Origin of the sequence: Kocuria dechangensis, assembly GCF_014636775.1 — a bacterium.
Classification (GTDB): Bacteria; Actinomycetota; Actinomycetes; order Actinomycetales; family Micrococcaceae; genus Kocuria; species Kocuria dechangensis.
On the sequence record NZ_BMEQ01000013.1, the window covers coordinates 19,723 to 35,252 of the forward strand.

The 15,530-nt window shown below is 73.7% G+C and carries 16 protein-coding genes; 14 read left to right on the forward strand and 2 right to left on the reverse strand.

The genetic code is table 11. The features are described from left to right. Nucleotides 1-2 precede the first annotated feature (2 nt). The 13 genes from folP (at nucleotide 3) to IEW07_RS12310 (ending at nucleotide 12,702) form a co-directional block, all read left to right on the forward strand. Complete coding sequence (gene folP / locus IEW07_RS12250; RefSeq protein WP_188537633.1) at nucleotides 3-944, forward strand: dihydropteroate synthase; 942 nt, start codon at nucleotides 3-5, stop codon at nucleotides 942-944. Continuing rightward, entirely contained in the window at nucleotides 941-1,405 is a 465-nt protein-coding gene (gene folB, locus IEW07_RS12255; protein WP_188537635.1) for a dihydroneopterin aldolase, read from the forward strand. Before folP ends, folB begins: the two co-directional genes overlap by 4 nt. A gap of 1 nt (nucleotide 1,406) precedes the next feature. Beyond that, on the forward strand, nucleotides 1,407-1,925 hold the full coding sequence (gene folK, locus IEW07_RS12260) for a 2-amino-4-hydroxy-6-hydroxymethyldihydropteridine diphosphokinase (protein ID WP_188537637.1): 519 nt from the start codon (nucleotides 1,407-1,409) through the stop codon (nucleotides 1,923-1,925). A 10-nt stretch (nucleotides 1,926-1,935) separates the two neighbouring features. Continuing rightward, nucleotides 1,936-2,541 carry a DUF3180 family protein gene (locus IEW07_RS12265; protein ID WP_229741821.1) on the forward strand — a complete coding sequence of 202 codons (606 nt, stop codon included), beginning with the start codon at nucleotides 1,936-1,938 and terminating at the stop codon, nucleotides 2,539-2,541. Further along, nucleotides 2,453-3,079 carry a PH domain-containing protein gene (locus IEW07_RS12270; protein ID WP_371870229.1) on the forward strand — a complete coding sequence of 209 codons (627 nt, stop codon included), beginning with the start codon at nucleotides 2,453-2,455 and terminating at the stop codon, nucleotides 3,077-3,079. The genes IEW07_RS12265 and IEW07_RS12270 overlap by 89 nt, the downstream gene beginning before the upstream one ends. Beyond that, complete coding sequence (locus IEW07_RS12275; protein ID WP_188537641.1) at nucleotides 3,076-4,620, forward strand: PH domain-containing protein; 1,545 nt, start codon at nucleotides 3,076-3,078, stop codon at nucleotides 4,618-4,620. Before IEW07_RS12270 ends, IEW07_RS12275 begins: the two co-directional genes overlap by 4 nt. After that, nucleotides 4,617-5,555: a Rossmann-like and DUF2520 domain-containing protein gene (locus tag IEW07_RS12280; protein WP_188537643.1), complete on the forward strand. Its 939-nt coding sequence runs from the start codon at nucleotides 4,617-4,619 to the stop codon at nucleotides 5,553-5,555. Before IEW07_RS12275 ends, IEW07_RS12280 begins: the two co-directional genes overlap by 4 nt. Then, nucleotides 5,552-6,409: a pantoate--beta-alanine ligase gene (gene panC, locus IEW07_RS12285; protein WP_188537645.1), complete on the forward strand. Its 858-nt coding sequence runs from the start codon at nucleotides 5,552-5,554 to the stop codon at nucleotides 6,407-6,409. Before IEW07_RS12280 ends, panC begins: the two co-directional genes overlap by 4 nt. A 224-nt stretch (nucleotides 6,410-6,633) precedes the next feature. Further along, complete coding sequence (gene lysS, locus IEW07_RS12290; RefSeq protein WP_188537647.1) at nucleotides 6,634-8,190, forward strand: lysine--tRNA ligase; 1,557 nt, start codon at nucleotides 6,634-6,636, stop codon at nucleotides 8,188-8,190. 57 nt (nucleotides 8,191-8,247) lie between these two features. Beyond that, nucleotides 8,248-8,463 (forward strand): hypothetical protein, encoded by a 216-nt coding sequence (locus IEW07_RS12295; RefSeq protein ID WP_188537649.1) that lies wholly within the window; start codon nucleotides 8,248-8,250, stop codon nucleotides 8,461-8,463. A gap of 271 nt (nucleotides 8,464-8,734) precedes the next feature. Further along, the gene (locus IEW07_RS12300; protein ID WP_188537651.1) at nucleotides 8,735-9,079 is read left to right on the forward strand and encodes a histone-like nucleoid-structuring protein Lsr2; all 345 of its coding nucleotides are present in this window, start codon (nucleotides 8,735-8,737) and stop codon (nucleotides 9,077-9,079) included. A gap of 424 nt (nucleotides 9,080-9,503) precedes the next feature. Next, the gene (locus tag IEW07_RS12305; protein ID WP_188537653.1) at nucleotides 9,504-12,077 is read left to right on the forward strand and encodes an ATP-dependent Clp protease ATP-binding subunit; all 2,574 of its coding nucleotides are present in this window, start codon (nucleotides 9,504-9,506) and stop codon (nucleotides 12,075-12,077) included. Between the two features lie 94 nt (nucleotides 12,078-12,171). Beyond that, nucleotides 12,172-12,702 (forward strand): amino-acid N-acetyltransferase, encoded by a 531-nt coding sequence (locus tag IEW07_RS12310; RefSeq protein WP_188537655.1) that lies wholly within the window; start codon nucleotides 12,172-12,174, stop codon nucleotides 12,700-12,702. On the opposite strand, the gene IEW07_RS12315 is transcribed toward IEW07_RS12310, so the two are convergent. Continuing rightward, nucleotides 12,686-13,666, reverse strand: coding sequence for an iron-sulfur binding domain-containing protein (locus IEW07_RS12315; RefSeq protein ID WP_188537657.1), 981 nt, complete (start codon nucleotides 13,664-13,666; stop codon nucleotides 12,686-12,688). The genes IEW07_RS12310 and IEW07_RS12315 overlap by 17 nt on opposite strands. A gap of 23 nt (nucleotides 13,667-13,689) precedes the next feature. Between IEW07_RS12315 and IEW07_RS12320 the strand changes: the two genes are divergently transcribed. Next, nucleotides 13,690-14,430, forward strand: coding sequence for a hypothetical protein (locus IEW07_RS12320; protein ID WP_188537659.1), 741 nt, complete (start codon nucleotides 13,690-13,692; stop codon nucleotides 14,428-14,430). A gap of 16 nt (nucleotides 14,431-14,446) precedes the next feature. Here IEW07_RS12320 and disA read toward each other — a convergent pair whose 3' ends face one another. After that, nucleotides 14,447-15,523, reverse strand: coding sequence for a DNA integrity scanning diadenylate cyclase DisA (gene disA, locus IEW07_RS12325; RefSeq protein ID WP_188537661.1), 1,077 nt, complete (start codon nucleotides 15,521-15,523; stop codon nucleotides 14,447-14,449). Nucleotides 15,524-15,530: the final 7 nt, after the last annotated feature.

Genomic DNA, 15,530 nt, shown 5'->3' on the forward strand with positions numbered 1-15,530 from the left:
CGATGACGCAGCCGACCGCCGACCGCCCCGCCACCGGCTGGGGCTCCTTCGAGGCCCTGCCCGAGGGGCGGACCCTCGTCATGGGCATCCTCAACGTCACCCCCGACTCCTTCAGCGACGGCGGGGCGCACGCCGAGCACGGGGCCGCGATCGCCCACGGGCTGCGGCTGATGGCCGAGGGCGCGGACATCGTCGACGTGGGCGGGGAGTCCACCCGGCCGGGGTCCGAGCGGATCTCCCCGGCGGAGGAGCAGCGCCGGATCCTGCCCGTGGTCGAGGCGCTCACCGCGGCGGGCGCGGTGCTCAGCGTGGACACCCTCCACCCGGCCACCGCCGAGGCCGTCCTGGACGCCGGGGCGCACATCGTCAACGACGTCTCGGGGCTGTCCGTCGCCCAGGAGATGATCGACCTCGTGGCCGAGCGGCAGGCCCCCTACGTCCTGATGCACGCCCGGGGCCTGCCCGACGCGCAGGACTCCCGGGCCGTCTACGACGACGTCGCCGGGGAGGTGCTCGGGGAGCTCGCCGAGCTCACGGGACGCTTCCTGGCGGCCGGCCTGGCCCCCGACAAGCTGATCCTGGACCCCGGGCTGGGCTTCGCCAAGCGCGGGGCGCAGAACTGGGAGCTGCTGCGGGCGCTGCCGCGCTTCACGGCCACGGGGCACAAGGTGCTCGTGGCCGCGTCCCGCAAGCGCTTCCTCGGCACCCTGCTCGAGGAGGACGGGGCGGCGCGCCCCGCCGCCGGGCGGGACGCCGCGACCGCGGCCGTCAGCGCCCTCTCCGCCCGGGGCGGGGCCTGGGGCGTGCGCGTCCACGACGTCCGCACGACCGTCGACGCGGTGGCCGTGGCGCACGCCTGGCGCGGCGTCGAGCCCGCCGTGCTCCGCCCCGGTGCGGAGCCGGCGACCACGGGGCCCGCGCGGTCCGGGAAGGAACGGGCATGAACCGCGTACCGCGCGAGGAGACCGACCCGGGGCGCGCCCCGCGTCCCGGGGACCGGGCGGGACGCCAGCACGTGCCCCTGGGGTCCACGGGCCCGGCCGACCGCCGGGACCGGATCAACCTGATGGGCATCGGCGCGGTGGGCTACCACGGCGTCTTCGACCAGGAGAAGCGCAGCGGCCAGCCGTTCTTCGTGGACCTCGTGATGTACCTCGACCTCTCCGAGGCGGCGGCCACCGACGACGTCGCCCTCACCGCCCACTACGGGGAGGTGGCCGAGCAGGTCCGGGACATCGTCATCGGCCCGAGCCTGAACCTCCTCGAGACCCTCGCGGACCGGATCGCCCGCCACCTGCTGGTGCGCTTCCCGCTCGAGGCCGTGGAGGTCACCGTGCACAAGCCCAAGGCCCCCATCGAGGTGACGTTCTCGGACGTGTCCGTGACCATCTACCGGGAGCGCTGAGATGGGCGTGCGGGCGGTCCTCGCGCTGGGCGCCAACCTCGGGGACCCCACCGCGACGCTGCGGCAGGCCGCGCTCGACCTCGGGGCCCACCCCCGCATCGACCTGCTGCGCGCCTCGCCCGTGGTCCGCTCCAAGCCCGTGGGCGGGCCCGAGGGGCAGGACGACTACTACAACGCGGTCGTGGAGGTGGGCACCGAGCTCAGCCCGTTCGAGCTGCTGCGCGCGTGCCAGGACGTCGAGGAGCGCCACCACCGGACCCGGACCCAGCGCTGGGGACCGCGCACCCTCGACGTCGACATCGTCGTCTACGGGGACCTGCACCTGGACGAGCCGGACCTCACCGTCCCGCACCTGCGCGCGCACACCCGCGCCTTCGTGCTGGTGCCCTGGGCCCTGATGGACGGCGGCGCCCGGCTCGGGTGCCGCAGCGTCGTCGAGCTCGCCCGCCGGGCCCCCGACCTCGGCGGCCTCGGCCCGGACGTGACCCCCCTGCTGCCCGACGGCCCGGGCACGGACTGAGGGGGCCGCCGTGCACGTCCTCACCGTCCCCGCACTGCTGATGTGCGCCGCGGTCGCCGGCGCCGTGGGCTGGAGCGCCAACCGGGTCTCCTCGACCGCCGGCGGGCCGCTGCTGATCCTGCCGTGGGCGTCCCTGACCGCGCTCGCCGCCGTCGCCGTCGTGCTCGTCGTGCTCGGCCTGCGCGTGAAGCGCTACCAGGAGGGGCGGCGGGCCGAGAGCTACGACCCGCTCGTGGCGGCCCGCACCGCCGCGGGCGCCCAGGCCGTCGCCTGGGCGGGCTCGATGCTCGCCGGCTGGCACGCAGCCGTCGCCGTCGAGCAGCTCGCCCTCGTGCCCCTGCGCTCCGACCAGGGCCCCCTGTGGGTGTGCCTGGCCCACGTGGTCGCCGGGGCCGTGCTCGTCCTGGTGGGCTGGGTGGTGGAGGGGTTCTGCAAGCTGCCCCCGGACGATCCCGACGCCGAGGAGGACGCCGAGTACCGTAGGGGGCGGGACACCGAGCTGCCCGAGGGAGAAGGGGGATATGCCCGTGAGAGAGGGGAACGGCCCCGTGCGCGGCCCGGCGGGCGGCTTCCCGGCGGAGCCGTCGAGCGTCCCCGGACCCGCCGCGCCCGCTGATCCCGGGCCCGCCGCCCCGCCGCCCCTGCGCAACCGGGCCATCGACCCCGAGGGCCTCGTCTGGACCCGGGTCTCCCCGAAGCACGTCTCCGTCACGGTGCTCTCCGCGCTGGCCGGCACCCTGTTCTGGACGGCGGCCCTCGGCTGGCCGGCCGTCCTGGCCGCCACCGGGATCTGGCCCCGCGCGCTGCTGCCCTGGGTGCTGGTCCCCCCGGCCGTGGCCCTCGCCGCGGGCGGGCTCTCCGTGCTCCTGGCCCCGCGCCGGGTCCGCGCCCTCGGCTACGCCGAGCGCGGCGAGGACCTGCTCGTGCGCCGGGGGCTGCTCTACCAGCGGGTGACCGTCATCCCGTACGGGCGGATGCAGTACGTGGACGTGTCGGTCTCCCCGCTCCAGCGGGCCTTCGGGCTCGCCACCGTGAAGCTGCACACCGCCGCCGTCGGGGCCCACGCGGAGATCCCCGGCGTGGCGCACGCCGAGGCCTCCCGGCTCCGGGAGCGGCTCACCGCGCGCGGCGAGGCCCTCCTGGCGGGGCTGTGACCGGAGCCGTCCCGCCCGGGCCGCCGTGGCACCGCGTCCACCCCCTGACCCCGGTCGTCAAGGGCTGGCTCGCGATGCTCGTGCTCGCGGGGGCCTTCCTCAACATCGTGGTGGACGACCTCCTGGGCGCCTACCTCGGCGGCCCCGACGTCCCGGGGTCCCAGGAGCTCGACCCGGGCGCGCTCGGCGGGGCCTTCTGGTGGGTGCTGGCCGGGCTCCTCGCGCTCCTGCTGGGCGTGTTCGCGGCGGTGGTGCTGGTGGCGTGGTGGTTCACCCGCTACCAGGTCACCCCGGAGCACGTGCGGGTCCGCTCGGGCGTCCTGTTCCGGCAGGAGCGGCAGGCCCGGCTGGACCGGGTCCAGGCCATCGACATCCACCGCCCGCTCCTGCCGCGGCTCCTGGGCCTCGCCGAGCTGAAGTTCGAGGTCGCCGACGCAGGGCAGTCCGCCGTCTCCCTGGCCTACCTCACCCACCCCCAGGCGCGCCTGCTCCGCAGCGAGCTGCTGGGCCGGATCGGGCTCGCCGGCCCGGCCACCGCGGTGCCGGGCCCCGCCGGCGCGCCCGGAGCAGCGGGCGCGGCCGGTGGTCCCGGCGCGGGACCGCCGCTCCGGCGGCCCCCGTGGGCGCCGCACGGGGAGGAGGAGCTCCCCGTGCTGCGGGTCCCGCCGGCGCGGCTGATCGGCTCCGTGTCGGCGTCGGGCTCCGCCGTCGTCCTGGCCGTGCTGCTGGCGGCTGCCCCCGCGGCCCTGCTGCTGGACCCCGTGGGCGGTCCGGGGGTCCTCGTGGCCTGGCTGCCGGGCCTCATCAGCTTCGGGGCGGTCCTGTACCGCCGCCTCGAGCAGGGCTACGACTTCCGCCTGCTGCGCATCCCCGAGGGCCTGCGGGTGCGCTACGGACTGTTCAACGTCCGCTCCCAGACCGTGCCCACCGGCCGGATCCAGGCCGTCGGGGTGGACCAGCCCGTGCTGTGGCGGCCCTTCGGCTGGTACCGGGTGCGGGTCAACGTGGCCGGCTACGGCGCCTCGGCGGGGGAGGAGGACGCCCTGCGCTCCACCCTCCTGCCCGTCGGCACCCTCCCCGAGGTGCGCGCCGTCCTGGCGCTCGCCCTGCCGCGCGTCCACGACGGGGAGCTCACGGCGCTGCTGGGGGAGGGGCTGCACGGCCTCGGGGCGCAGGGCCGCTACACCACCTCCCCGCGCCGCGCCCGGTGGGTCGACCCCCTGGTGCACCGCCGCACCGGCTTCGCCGCCACCGACGAGGTCCTGGCCGTGCGCTCCGGGCGGCTGGGCCGGCGCACCGCCGTCCTGCCCCACGAGAAGACCCAGTCCGTGGCGGTCAGCCAGGGGCCCCTCGAGCGGGCGCTGGGCCTCGCCGACGTGCACCTGCACTCGACGCCGGGACCCGTGACCGTCCTGGTCCCCCACCTGGACACCGCCGACGCGCGCGCCCTGGCCGCCGCGCAGGCCGAGCACGCGGCCGGCGCCCGTAGACTGGCCGACGGCCCGCACCGTCCCCGAGACCCCCAGCAGGAGAGAGCATGACCCACCCATCCCACCGCCCGGGACGACTGGGGGTCGGGGTCGTCAGCGCCGGCAAGGTGGGTGCCGTCCTGGGGGCCGCCCTGCGCGCGGCGGGACACGCCGTGGTCGGGGTCAACGCCGTCTCCGAGGCCAGCCGCGAGCGCGCCGAGCTCCTCCTGCCGGACGTGCCCGTCCTCGACGTCCCCGCCGTCCTCGAGCGCTCCGAGCTCGTCCTGCTCGCCGTCCCCGACGACGAGCTGCCCGGGCTCGTGCAGGGCCTGGCCGACGCCGGGCTGTGGCAGGCGGGCCAGCTGGTGGTGCACACCTCCGGGCGCTGGGGGACCGGTGTCCTGGAGCCGGCCCGCCGGGCCGGGGCCATCCCCCTGGCGATCCACCCCGCGATGACCTTCACGGGGCTCAGCCTCGACCTCGCCCGCCTGAACGACTGCTCGTTCGGGATCACGGCGCCCGCCCCCGTCCTCCCCATCGCCCAGGCGCTCGTGGTGGAGATGGGCGCGGAGCCGGTCGTGGTGGCCGAGGCCGACCGCCCGCTCTACCACGCGGCCCTCGCCCACGGGTCGAACCACCTCATGACGGTGGCGGGCCAGTCGATGCAGGTGCTGCGCGACATCGGCGTGGAGCACCCCGACCGCGTCCTCGGGCCGCTGCTCCGGGCCACCCTCGACAACGCCATGGCCGCCGGGGAGGCCGCCCTCACCGGGCCCGTGGCCCGCGGGGACGCCGGGACGGTCGCCGCGCACCGCGGCGCGCTCGACGAGTACGCGCACGGCCACGGGGGCGACGACGTCCTGCTCGCCTACCTCGACCTCGCCCGCGTCACCGCCCGCCGCGCCCTGGACCGCGGCTTCCTGGACCGCGCCCGCTACGACGCGGTGCTCGCCGCCCTCGAGCTCACCGGCGGCACCGACGGCACCGATGGAAAGGACACCCCGTGAGGACCACCACCGCCCCGCAGGTCTGCCGCGGCATCGCCGACTTCCGGGCCGCCCTGGCCGAGCGGCTCGGCGCGCTTCCGGGCGAGGCGTCGCTGGGGCTCGTCCCCACGATGGGCGCCCTGCACGAGGGCCACGGCCACCTGGTGCGCCTGGCCCGGGAGGAGAACGCCGTCGTCGCCGTCTCCGTCTTCGTCAACCCCCTGCAGTTCGGCCCGGACGAGGACTTCGAGCGCTACCCCCGCACCCTGGACGCCGACGTCGAGCTGCTCTCCCGGTTCGGGGCGGACCTCGTCTTCGCGCCCGCCACCGAGGAGATGTACCCGGACGGGGAGCCGCTCGTGCGGGTCACCGCCGGCCGCCTCGGCGCGGTGCTCGACGGCGCCAGCCGGCCCGGTCACTTCGACGGCGCCCTCACCGTGGTCAACAAGCTCCTGCACATCGCTGCCCCGCCCGTGCCGGCCCGCTTCCGGGCCTACTTCGGGGAGAAGGACGCCCAGCAGCTGCTCCTGGTGCGCCGCATGGTCCTCGACTTCGACCTGCCCGCGGAGATCCGCCCGGTCCCGATCGTGCGCGACGCCGACGGGCTCGCCCTCTCCTCCCGCAACCGGTACCTCGACGCCGGCCAGCGCCGCTCCGCGCTCGTGCTCTCCCGCACCCTGCGGGCGCTCGCCGCGGGGGAGCTCGGCCTGGACGCCGCCCGCGCCCGGATCGAGGCCGAGGACCAGGTCCGGCTGGACTACCTCGTCGTCGTCGACCCCGCCACCCTCGCCCCCGTGCCGCCGGCCCCCGGCGCGCTCGCGCTCGTGGCCGCGCACGTGGGCACCACACGGCTGATCGACAACCTCGTGCTCTGAGCGCCCCCGGCCCGTTTCCTCGGGGTCTCCTGATGCCGAGGGGACGCGTGTGGTGCTCGCTCCTGCCGAGGGGTCGGGACCTGCCGGAACCTGCAACGCATACCGGCCGATCACGACCCCTCGGCGCGGGGAGCTGCGGGAGGCGACCCCTCGACCCGGGGGAGCTGCGGCGGTCCTCGCCGGCCCGGCCGGGGATTTGACCCACCGCGTTATCCTGGACAACTGTGACCAACGCGCAGAACACCTCCACGACCGCCCAGGACAAGGCCGCCCAGGACGAGGCCGCCGAGCAGAAGGCCGCCGAGCAGGCGGAGCTCTCGGACCAGATGCGGTTCCGGCTCGCCAAGCGGGCCCGACTGCTCGAGTCGGGGCGGGAGGCCTACCCCGTGGGCGTCGAGCGCAGCCACACTCTGCGGGAGGTCCGCGAGACGTACGGCCACCTCGAGCCCGGCGAGGAGACGGGGCAGTTCGCCCGCGTGACCGGGCGCGTGGTGTTCGTGCGCAACACCGGCAAGCTGTGCTTCGCGACCCTGCAGGAGGGCGACGGCACCCGCCTCCAGGTCATGCTCTCCCTCGCGAAGGTCGGCGAGGAGGCGCTCAACGAGTGGAAGTCCCTCGTGGACCTCGGCGACTTCGTGGCCGTCCACGGCGAGGTCATCGTCTCCCGCCGCGGGGAGCTGTCCGTCATGGCCGACGCCTGGACCATGGCGTCGAAGGCCCTGCGCCCGCTGCCCACGCTGCACAACGAGCTCAACGAGGAGACCCGGGTCCGGCAGCGCTACCTGGACCTCATCGTCCGGCCCGAGGCGCGCGACGTCGTCGTCAAGCGGGCCCTCATCATCCAGACGGTGCGCAACGTCCTGGTCTCCCACGGCTACGTGGAGATCGAGACCCCCATGCTGCAGCTCGTGCACGGCGGCGCGAGCGCCCGCCCGTTCGAGACGCACCTCAACGCCTTCGACCAGGACATGACCCTGCGCATCGCCACCGAGCTCTACCTCAAGCGGGCGGTGGTCGGCGGGATCGAGCGGGTCTTCGAGATCGGCAAGGTCTTCCGCAACGAGGGCGTCGACTCCTCGCACAGCCCCGAGTTCACCACCCTGGAGGCCTACGAGGCCTACGGCGACCAGTTCACGATGGCCGAGCGGATCAAGGAGATCATCCTCGCCTGCGCCGACGCCCTGGGCGTGGACAGCATCGAGACGGACGAGGGCACCATCGACCTGCGCGGCGAGTGGAAGTGGCTGTCCGTCTACCCGGCGCTGTCCTCGGCCGTCGGCCAGGAGATCACCCCGCAGACCCCCGTCGAGACGCTGCAGCGGATCGCGGAGGAGCACAAGGTGCCCGTGGGGCCCATGTGGGACGCGGAGAAGTACGTGCTGGAGCTCTTCGGCGAGATCGTGGAGCCCACCCTGATCCAGCCGACCTTCGTGTGCGACTACCCGCCCTCGGCGCAGCCCCTCGCCCGCCAGCACCGCTCGGAGCACGGCCTGATCGAGGCGTGGGACCTCATCATCGGCGGCATGGAGCGCGGCACCGCGTTCTCCGAGCTCATCGACCCGGTGGTCCAGCGCGAGCGGCTCACCGAGCAGTCCCGGCGCGCGGCGGCGGGCGACGACGAGGCGATGCAGCTGGACGAGGACTTCCTGCGCGCCCTCGAGCACGGGGCCCCGCCGATGGGCGGGCTCGGCCTGGGCCTGGACCGGCTCATCATGCTCTTCACCGACCTGGGGATCCGGGAGACGATCCTGTTCCCGCTCATGAAGCCCGAGCAGGCCTGACCCCGCATCCGCACCCTCCGCCAGCCGCCGTCCAGATCCCCCGGGGAGAACGAGTCCATGGAATACATCGCGGTCCTGCTGCCGTCCATCAGCATCGGCATCATCTTCTGGCTGATCCTCCGCTGGATCTTCCGCGGGGACCGGACCGAGCGCGCGGCCGAGGCCGGCGCGCAGGACGACGCCGCGCGCTGGTACGAGCAGCTCAAGCAGCGGGAGGGCGACGACCTGCCGTTCGGCCGCCCCTCGCACGGGCCCGACGACCCGGAGCGCTGAACCCCTCAATTCCGGCCGTCCTGCTGTGCATATGCCGTGAAGGCAAAATGGTGCTGCATTTCCCCGGCTGAATGATGACGAATTGCTCCGGGTAATCGTAGGATAAAGTCAGAACCACCGGGAACGGGCGTTCCCGGTGGTTCTCGGAATTCCGGACATTGATCCGTCCCGGACTTCCGGTCCACACGGGGGAAGAGCACCGCTTCCGGGCGCGCCCTGGCCGCGCGTCCACAGGACGACGATCGCCGAAAGGCGGAGGAGAGTTTCAGCCATGGCACAGACTGTGAAGATCATTCTCGAGGACGACCTCGACGGCGGGCCCGCCGACGAGACGGTCCGGTTCGGCCTGGACGGGGGGCAGTACGAGATCGATCTCTCCGAGCAGAACGCGGCGAAGCTGCGCGACGCGATCCGCCCCTTCATCGCGAAGGCCCGCCGCGCCCAGAGCAAGCAGGCCGGGAAGCCGGCGCGCCAGGCCGGTGCGCGCCCGGCGGGGAAGAGCAACCCCGACACCGCGGCCATCCGCCAGTGGGCCCGTGAGAACGGCTACGACGTCTCCGACCGCGGCCGCATCCACCACGACGTCCAGAAGGCCTACTACGACGCCCAGAAGTGATCCCGGCGCCCCGGACCGATTCCCGGCCCGCGCGCCGCGGTCAATAGCGGCGGGCATTAGCGGGCGTCAATAGCGGGGGCAATAGAGGGAGGGACCGGTCCGCCGGTCCCTTCCTTTGTCGTTTCCGGTGCCGCGGCCGCCGTGAATTGCATGTGCTCCGGTGCCGCGGCCGCCACGAAATGCCTGTGGGGTGTTTTGGGGACGCAAACGCGGAATTGTTTTGGTGACCTGCGCTTTCGCGGTGCGCCGCCCCGGTGCCCGGCAATTGCCCCCGGAATTCCCGCCGCGCCCGGCGGTGCGGGCCCCGGATATTTCTCGCCGCCGGCGAACACGGGCGGGAGAGCGTCTCGCCGGTGGCGAACAGCCCCCCGGTCGTCGGTCCGGGTGCGTAGCATCGAGTCCAGACATCGACTGAGGAGTATCCATGTTCGAACGCTTCACCGACCGCGCCCGCCGGGTCGTGGTGCTGGCCCAGGAAGAGGCCAGGATGCTCAACCACAACTACATCGGCACCGAGCACCTGCTGCTGGGCCTGATCCACGAGGGCGAGGGGGTCGCCGCCAAGGCGCTCGACTCGATGGGCATCACCCTCACCGGCGCCCGCGAGCAGGTCCAGGACATCATCGGCCCGGGCCAGCAGGCCCCGTCCGGGCACATCCCGTTCACTCCGCGCGCCAAGAAGGTCCTCGAGCTGTCCCTGCGCGAGGCCCTTCAGCTGGGTCACAACTACATCGGCACCGAGCACATCCTCCTCGGCATCATCCGGGCGGGGGAGGGCGTCGCCGCCCAGGTGCTGACGAAGCTCGGCGCGGAGCCGCAGAAGGTGCGCTCCACCGTCCTGGAGCTGATCTCCGGCTACCAGGGCGGGGGGTCCCCCGAGAAGGAGGGCGCCGGGGTGCGCTCGGCCGGCCAGTCCGAGGGCGTGCCCGCGGGCTCCGCCGTGCTGGACCAGTTCGGCCGCAACCTCACCGCCGCCGCCCGCGAGGGCAAGCTGGACCCCGTGATCGGGCGCTTCAAGGAGATGGAGCGCGTGATGCAGGTCCTCTCCCGGCGCACCAAGAACAACCCGGTGCTGATCGGCGAGCCCGGCGTCGGCAAGACCGCGGTGGTCGAGGGCCTCGCCCAGGCCATCGTGCGCGGCGACGTCCCGGAGACCCTCAAGGACAAGCACCTCTACACCCTCGACCTCGGCTCCCTGGTGGCGGGCTCCCGCTACCGCGGCGACTTCGAGGAGCGGCTGAAGAAGGTGCTCAAGGAGATCCGCACCCGCGGCGACATCATCCTGTTCATCGACGAGATCCACACCCTCGTCGGGGCGGGAGCTGCCGAGGGCGCGATCGACGCCGCCTCCATCCTCAAGCCCATGCTGGCCCGCGGCGAGCTGCAGACCATCGGCGCCACGACCCTCGACGAGTACCGCAAGCACATCGAGAAGGACGCCGCCCTGGAGCGCCGGTTCCAGCCGATCCAGGTCGACGAGCCCTCCGAGGCGCACGCCATCGAGATCCTCAAGGGCCTGCGGGACAAGTACGAGGCGCACCACCGCGTGTCGATCTCGGACGAGGCCCTCGAGGCCGCCGTGCACATGTCGGCCCGCTACGTCTCCGACCGCTTCCTGCCGGACAAGGCCATCGACCTGATCGACGAGGCGGGCGCGCGCCTGCGGATCAAGCGGATGACCGCCCCGCCGGAGATCAAGGCCCTCGACGACCGGATCGTGGAGGTGAAGCGGCAGAAGGAGGCCGCGATCGACGGCCAGGACTACGAGAAGGCCGCGTCGATGCGCGACACCGAGCAGAAGCTCATCGCGGAGCGCGAGGAGAAGGACCGCGCCTGGCGCGAGGGCGGCGACGAGCTCGCCGAGGTGACCCCCGAGGTCATCTCCGACGTCCTCTCGGCCTCCACCGGCGTGCCGGTCTACAAGCTGACCGAGGAGGAGACCGGCCGCCTGCTGCACATGGAGGACGAGCTCCACAAGCGGATCATCGGCCAGAACGACGCCATCAAGGCGCTGTCCCGGTCCATGCGGCGGACGCGGGCGGGTCTGAAGGACCCCAAGCGTCCCGGCGGGTCGTTCATCTTCGCCGGCCCCACCGGCGTGGGCAAGACCGAGCTCGCGAAGGCGCTGGCCGAGTTCCTGTTCGGTGACGAGGACGCCCTCATCACCCTGGACATGTCCGAGTACCAGGAGAAGCACACGGTCTCCCGGCTCTTCGGTGCCCCTCCCGGCTACGTGGGCTACGAGGAGGGCGGCCAGCTCACCGAGAAGGTGCGCCGCAAGCCGTTCTCCGTCGTGCTGTTCGACGAGGTCGAGAAGGCCCACCAGGACCTGTTCAACTCGCTGCTGCAGATCCTCGAGGACGGCCGCCTGACCGACTCGCAGGGCCGCGTGGTGGACTTCAAGAACACCGTGATCATCATGACCACGAACCTGGGCACCAAGGACATCTCCCGTGCCGTGCCGGTCGGCTTCCAGGCCGGGGTGGACAGCGCGTCCACCTACGACCGGATGCAGCAGAAGGTGCAGGAGGAGCTCAAGGAGCACTTCCGCCCGGAGTTCCTCAACCGCGTGGACGAGATCATCGTCTTCCCGCAGCTGACCGAGTCCGAGATCGTGCAGATCGTGGACCTGTTCGTGGCCCGGCTGCAGGAGCGGCTGCGCGACCAGGGCATGTCGATCGAGCTCAGCGACTCCGCCAAGGTGCTGCTGAGCCGGAAGGGCTACGACCCCTCGATGGGCGCCCGTCCGCTGCGCCGCACGATGCAGCGGGAGATCGAGGACCAGCTCTCCGAGAAGATCCTGTTCGGCGAGATCCGCTCCGGCGAGAAGATCTCGGTCGACACCGAGGGCGAGGGCGACGAGCAGAAGTTCGTCTTCACCTCCACCCCGATGGCCGACCTCACGGGCGACGGCATGGTCGACCCGATGGGCCTGGGCGGCTTCGAGGAGGCCGAGGCGGCCGAGGCCGCCCGCCGCGAGGCGGACGGCCAGGCCTGACCCCGGCCGGCACCTCCGGAAGGGCCCGTCGCGCACCGCGCGGCGGGCCCTTCCGCACACCGGGGCGCCGGGTTCCCGCGCGTACACTGGCCGGGTGACCGACCTGCGCCTGCGCCCCGCCCGCACCTCCGACGTCCCCGGGATCAAGGACCTGGTGGCGCCGCTGGCGCGCGAGGGGATCCTCATCAACAAGGACACCGTGGCCTACTACGAGGGCATCCAGGAGTTCCTCGTCGTGGAGGCCGTCGGCGACGACGGGTCCGCGCGCCTCGCCGGGTGCGGCGCACTGCACGTGATGTGGGAGAACCTGGGCGAGGTGCGGACCCTGGCCACCTCCGACGAGTGGCGGGGGCAGGGCGTGGGCCGGATGCTCCTGGCCGGGCTGCTGGCCCGGGCCCGGGACGTGGGCGTCTCCCGCGTGTTCTGCCTGACGTTCGAGGTGGACTTCTTCGCCCGTCAGGGCTTCGAGGTCATGGCCAACCAGGACCAGATCGACCCCGACGTCTTCGCGGAGCTGCTGCGCTCCCACGACGAGGGCGTCGCGGAGTACCTCGACCTCGCCCGGGTGAAGCCCAACACCCTGGGCAACACGCGGATGATCCTGCAGCTCAGCCGGGAAGGCTGACCCCGGCCGCTCCCGCCACCGCGAGCCCGTCCCGCAGGAGCCCCTCGAGGGCCCGCCGCCGCTGCTCCTCCGGCGCCGCCAGGTCGTGCAGCGCGTCCAGCGCGCGCAGCGCCCCGGGGGGCAGCCGCGCGGCGTCGGCCAGGTCCACGGGCCCGGTCAGGTGGCGCGCGGGCACGGGCTCGGCGCCGGCCCGCAGCACCGCCATGATGGCGCCCCGCACCTGGCGGTCGGTGCCGTGCCAGCTCTGCCCCCGCGGCGCCTCCTCCGGCTCCGGGCGGCCCGCGGCCACCCAGGCGCACCGGTCCTCGAGGGGGCACTGCCCGCACTTCGGCGACCGGGCGGTGCACACGAGCGCGCCCAGCTCCATGACGGCCTGGTTCCAGCGCACCGACAGCACGTCGTCGGCGGGCATCAGCTCCTCCGCGAGCCGCGTCTCCGCCGCTGTGAGGGAGCGGGACGGCAGCCCCCGCCCGGACACGGCGCGGGCGTGGACGCGGCGGATGTTGGTGTCCACCACCGTCTGCCGGCCGCCGAAGGCGAAGACGGCGACCGCGGCGGCGGTGTAGGCGCCCACACCGGGCAGGGCGAGCAGCGCGTCGTGGTCGGCGGGCACCTCCCCGCCGTGGCGCTCGACGAGCTCGACCGCCGCGGCGTGCAGGCGCAGGGCCCGGCGCGGATAGCCGAGCCGGCCCCACGCGCGCACGGCCTCCCCGGGGCTCTCGGCGGCGAGGTCGGCGGGCCGCGGCCAGCGCTGCAGCCAGGCCCGCCACACGGGCAGCACGCGCACCACGGGCGTCTGCTGGAGCATGAACTCGCTGACCAGCACGCCCCAGGGCGAGCAGTCCGGGTGCCGCCACGGGAGGTCGCGGGCGGCGTCGTCGAACCACCGGACCACGGCCTCGTGGAGGCCGTGCGGGACGGCGTGCGCGCCGGTGCGGGGGAGGGGGGTGGGAACGGAGCTCATCGGACCCACTGTAGCCTTGGGGCATGGCGCAGAAGGGTTCCGGGAGCACCCCCCACGGACGGTCGGGGGACGGTTTCGACGACGACGGACGGCCCCCGAGCACCCCCGGTTCCCGGCGCGAGGCGCCCGAGGTCTACCGCCGCCGCCGGCTCGTCGCGGCCCTCGCCGCAGGGCTGCTGCTCGTGCTCGTGGTCGTCGGGGTGATCACCGCGCTCGTGACCGTGCTCGGCTCCGGCGCGTCGGACGCGGTGCCGGCCCCCGAGGCGGCCACGGCGTCCGCGGCGGCGGAGCAGGACCCCTTCGCGGACTTCACGGCCCGTCCGGACGAGGACGCCTCCGCCTCGGCGTCGCCGTCCGCGTCCAGCACGGCGGAGCCCGCGGAGGAGTGCGGGTCCGCGCTGGTGGTCCGGGCCTCCACCGACAAGGAGAGCTACGCCGAGGGCGAGCAGCCGGCCCTGGTCCTGACCCTCGAGAACACGGGGGAGGACCCGTGCCACGTCAACGCGGGCACGTCCCAGATGGTCTACGAGGTCAGCTCGGGAGCCGACACCCTCTTCGACAGCCGGCACTGCCAGGCGGTCTCCGAGGACCGGGAGCTCACCCTCGAGCCCGGGCAGCAGCAGACCGCCCGGTTGACGTGGGACCGGAAGCGCACCGTCGAGGGGTGCACCGAGGCGGGCGCGGAGGCCCACCCGGGCTACTACCGCCTGGCCGTCTCCCTGGGGGAGCGCACGGGCGAGCCCGCGACCTTCGTCCTGGAGTGAGCCCGGGGCGGGCGGCTCACATGAACCGCTCGAGCAGGCTCGTCTCGGCCATCCGGGACAGGGACTCGCGCACGGTCCGGGCCCGCTGCTCGCCGATGCCCTCGACGGCCTTGAGGTCCTCGAGGTTGGCGGCCATGAGCGACTGCAGGCCGTCGAACTGGCGCACCAGCCGGTTGGCCACGGCCCGCGGCATGGACTTGATGCCCTCGAGCAGCCGGTAGCCGTGCGGGTGCAGGTCCGTCTCGAGGCTGCCCTGCGGCTCGATCAGCCCCACGGACACGGCGATCCGCTGCAGGTCGATGAGCTCCGCGGGCGTGAGCTCGGCCAGCCGCTCGAGGCCCTCCGTGAGGCCCTGCGCGGAGGTGCCGTCCGGCAGGTAGTCGCGCAGCACCACGTCGGGACCCGGCCCGGTGCCCGCGGTGAGCTCCTCGAGCTGCAGGGCGATGAGCCGCCCGTCCACGCCGAGCTCGAGCACGTACCAGCCGATCTCGGAGGAGATCCGCCGGACCATCTCCATGCGCTGCAGGGTCAGGGCGACGTCCCGGACGGTGACGGACGCCTCGATCTCCAGGGAGGAGAGGTTGCCCAGCACCTGCTCCATGCGGTGGCTGTAGTGCTCCAGGGTCTGCAGGGCCTGGTTGGCGCGGGCCATGATGGACTGCGAGCCCTCGATCGCGTAGCGGGTCTCGCCCACGTAGATGGTGATCACGCTCATCGACTGGCTCACCGAGATCACGGGCACCCCGGTCTCCTTGGCGGTGCGCTCCGCGGACCGGTGCCGGGTGCCGGACTCCGTGGTCTCGATCGAGGCGTCCGGCACCAGCTGGACCCCGGCCTTGAGGATGCGGGTGGCGTCGCGGTCGCAGACGATCGCGCCGTCCATCTTGGCGAGCTCCCGCAGCTTGGGAGCGGAGAAGTCGGTGTCGATGTCGAAGCCGCCCGAGCAGATGGTCTCCACGGATCGGTCGAAGCCGAGCACGATGAGACCGCCGGTGCGCCCCCGCAGGATGCGCTCCAGGCCGGCGCGCAGCTCGGTGCCGGGAGCGATGCGGGCCAGCGTCTTGCGCAGTGCGTTCTCAGGGGTCTTCGCCACGGTCACA

Bases quoted from the DNA above. Each gene is read 5' to 3' on its own strand.
- IEW07_RS12320 (WP_188537659.1), top strand. From the start codon at position 13,690: ATGGCGCAGAAGGGTTCCGGGAGCACCCCCCACGGACGGTCGGGGGAC.
- IEW07_RS12315 (WP_188537657.1), bottom strand. From the start codon at position 13,666: ATGAGCTCCGTTCCCACCCCCCTCCCCCGCACCGGCGCGCACGCCGTC.
- folP (WP_188537633.1), top strand. From the start codon at position 3: ATGACGCAGCCGACCGCCGACCGCCCCGCCACCGGCTGGGGCTCCTTC.
- folB (WP_188537635.1), top strand. From the start codon at position 941: ATGAACCGCGTACCGCGCGAGGAGACCGACCCGGGGCGCGCCCCGCGT.
- IEW07_RS12300 (WP_188537651.1), top strand. From the start codon at position 8,735: ATGGCACAGACTGTGAAGATCATTCTCGAGGACGACCTCGACGGCGGG.
- IEW07_RS12280 (WP_188537643.1), top strand. From the start codon at position 4,617: ATGACCCACCCATCCCACCGCCCGGGACGACTGGGGGTCGGGGTCGTC.
- folK (WP_188537637.1), top strand. From the start codon at position 1,407: ATGGGCGTGCGGGCGGTCCTCGCGCTGGGCGCCAACCTCGGGGACCCC.
- IEW07_RS12295 (WP_188537649.1), top strand. From the start codon at position 8,248: ATGGAATACATCGCGGTCCTGCTGCCGTCCATCAGCATCGGCATCATC.
- IEW07_RS12305 (WP_188537653.1), top strand. From the start codon at position 9,504: ATGTTCGAACGCTTCACCGACCGCGCCCGCCGGGTCGTGGTGCTGGCC.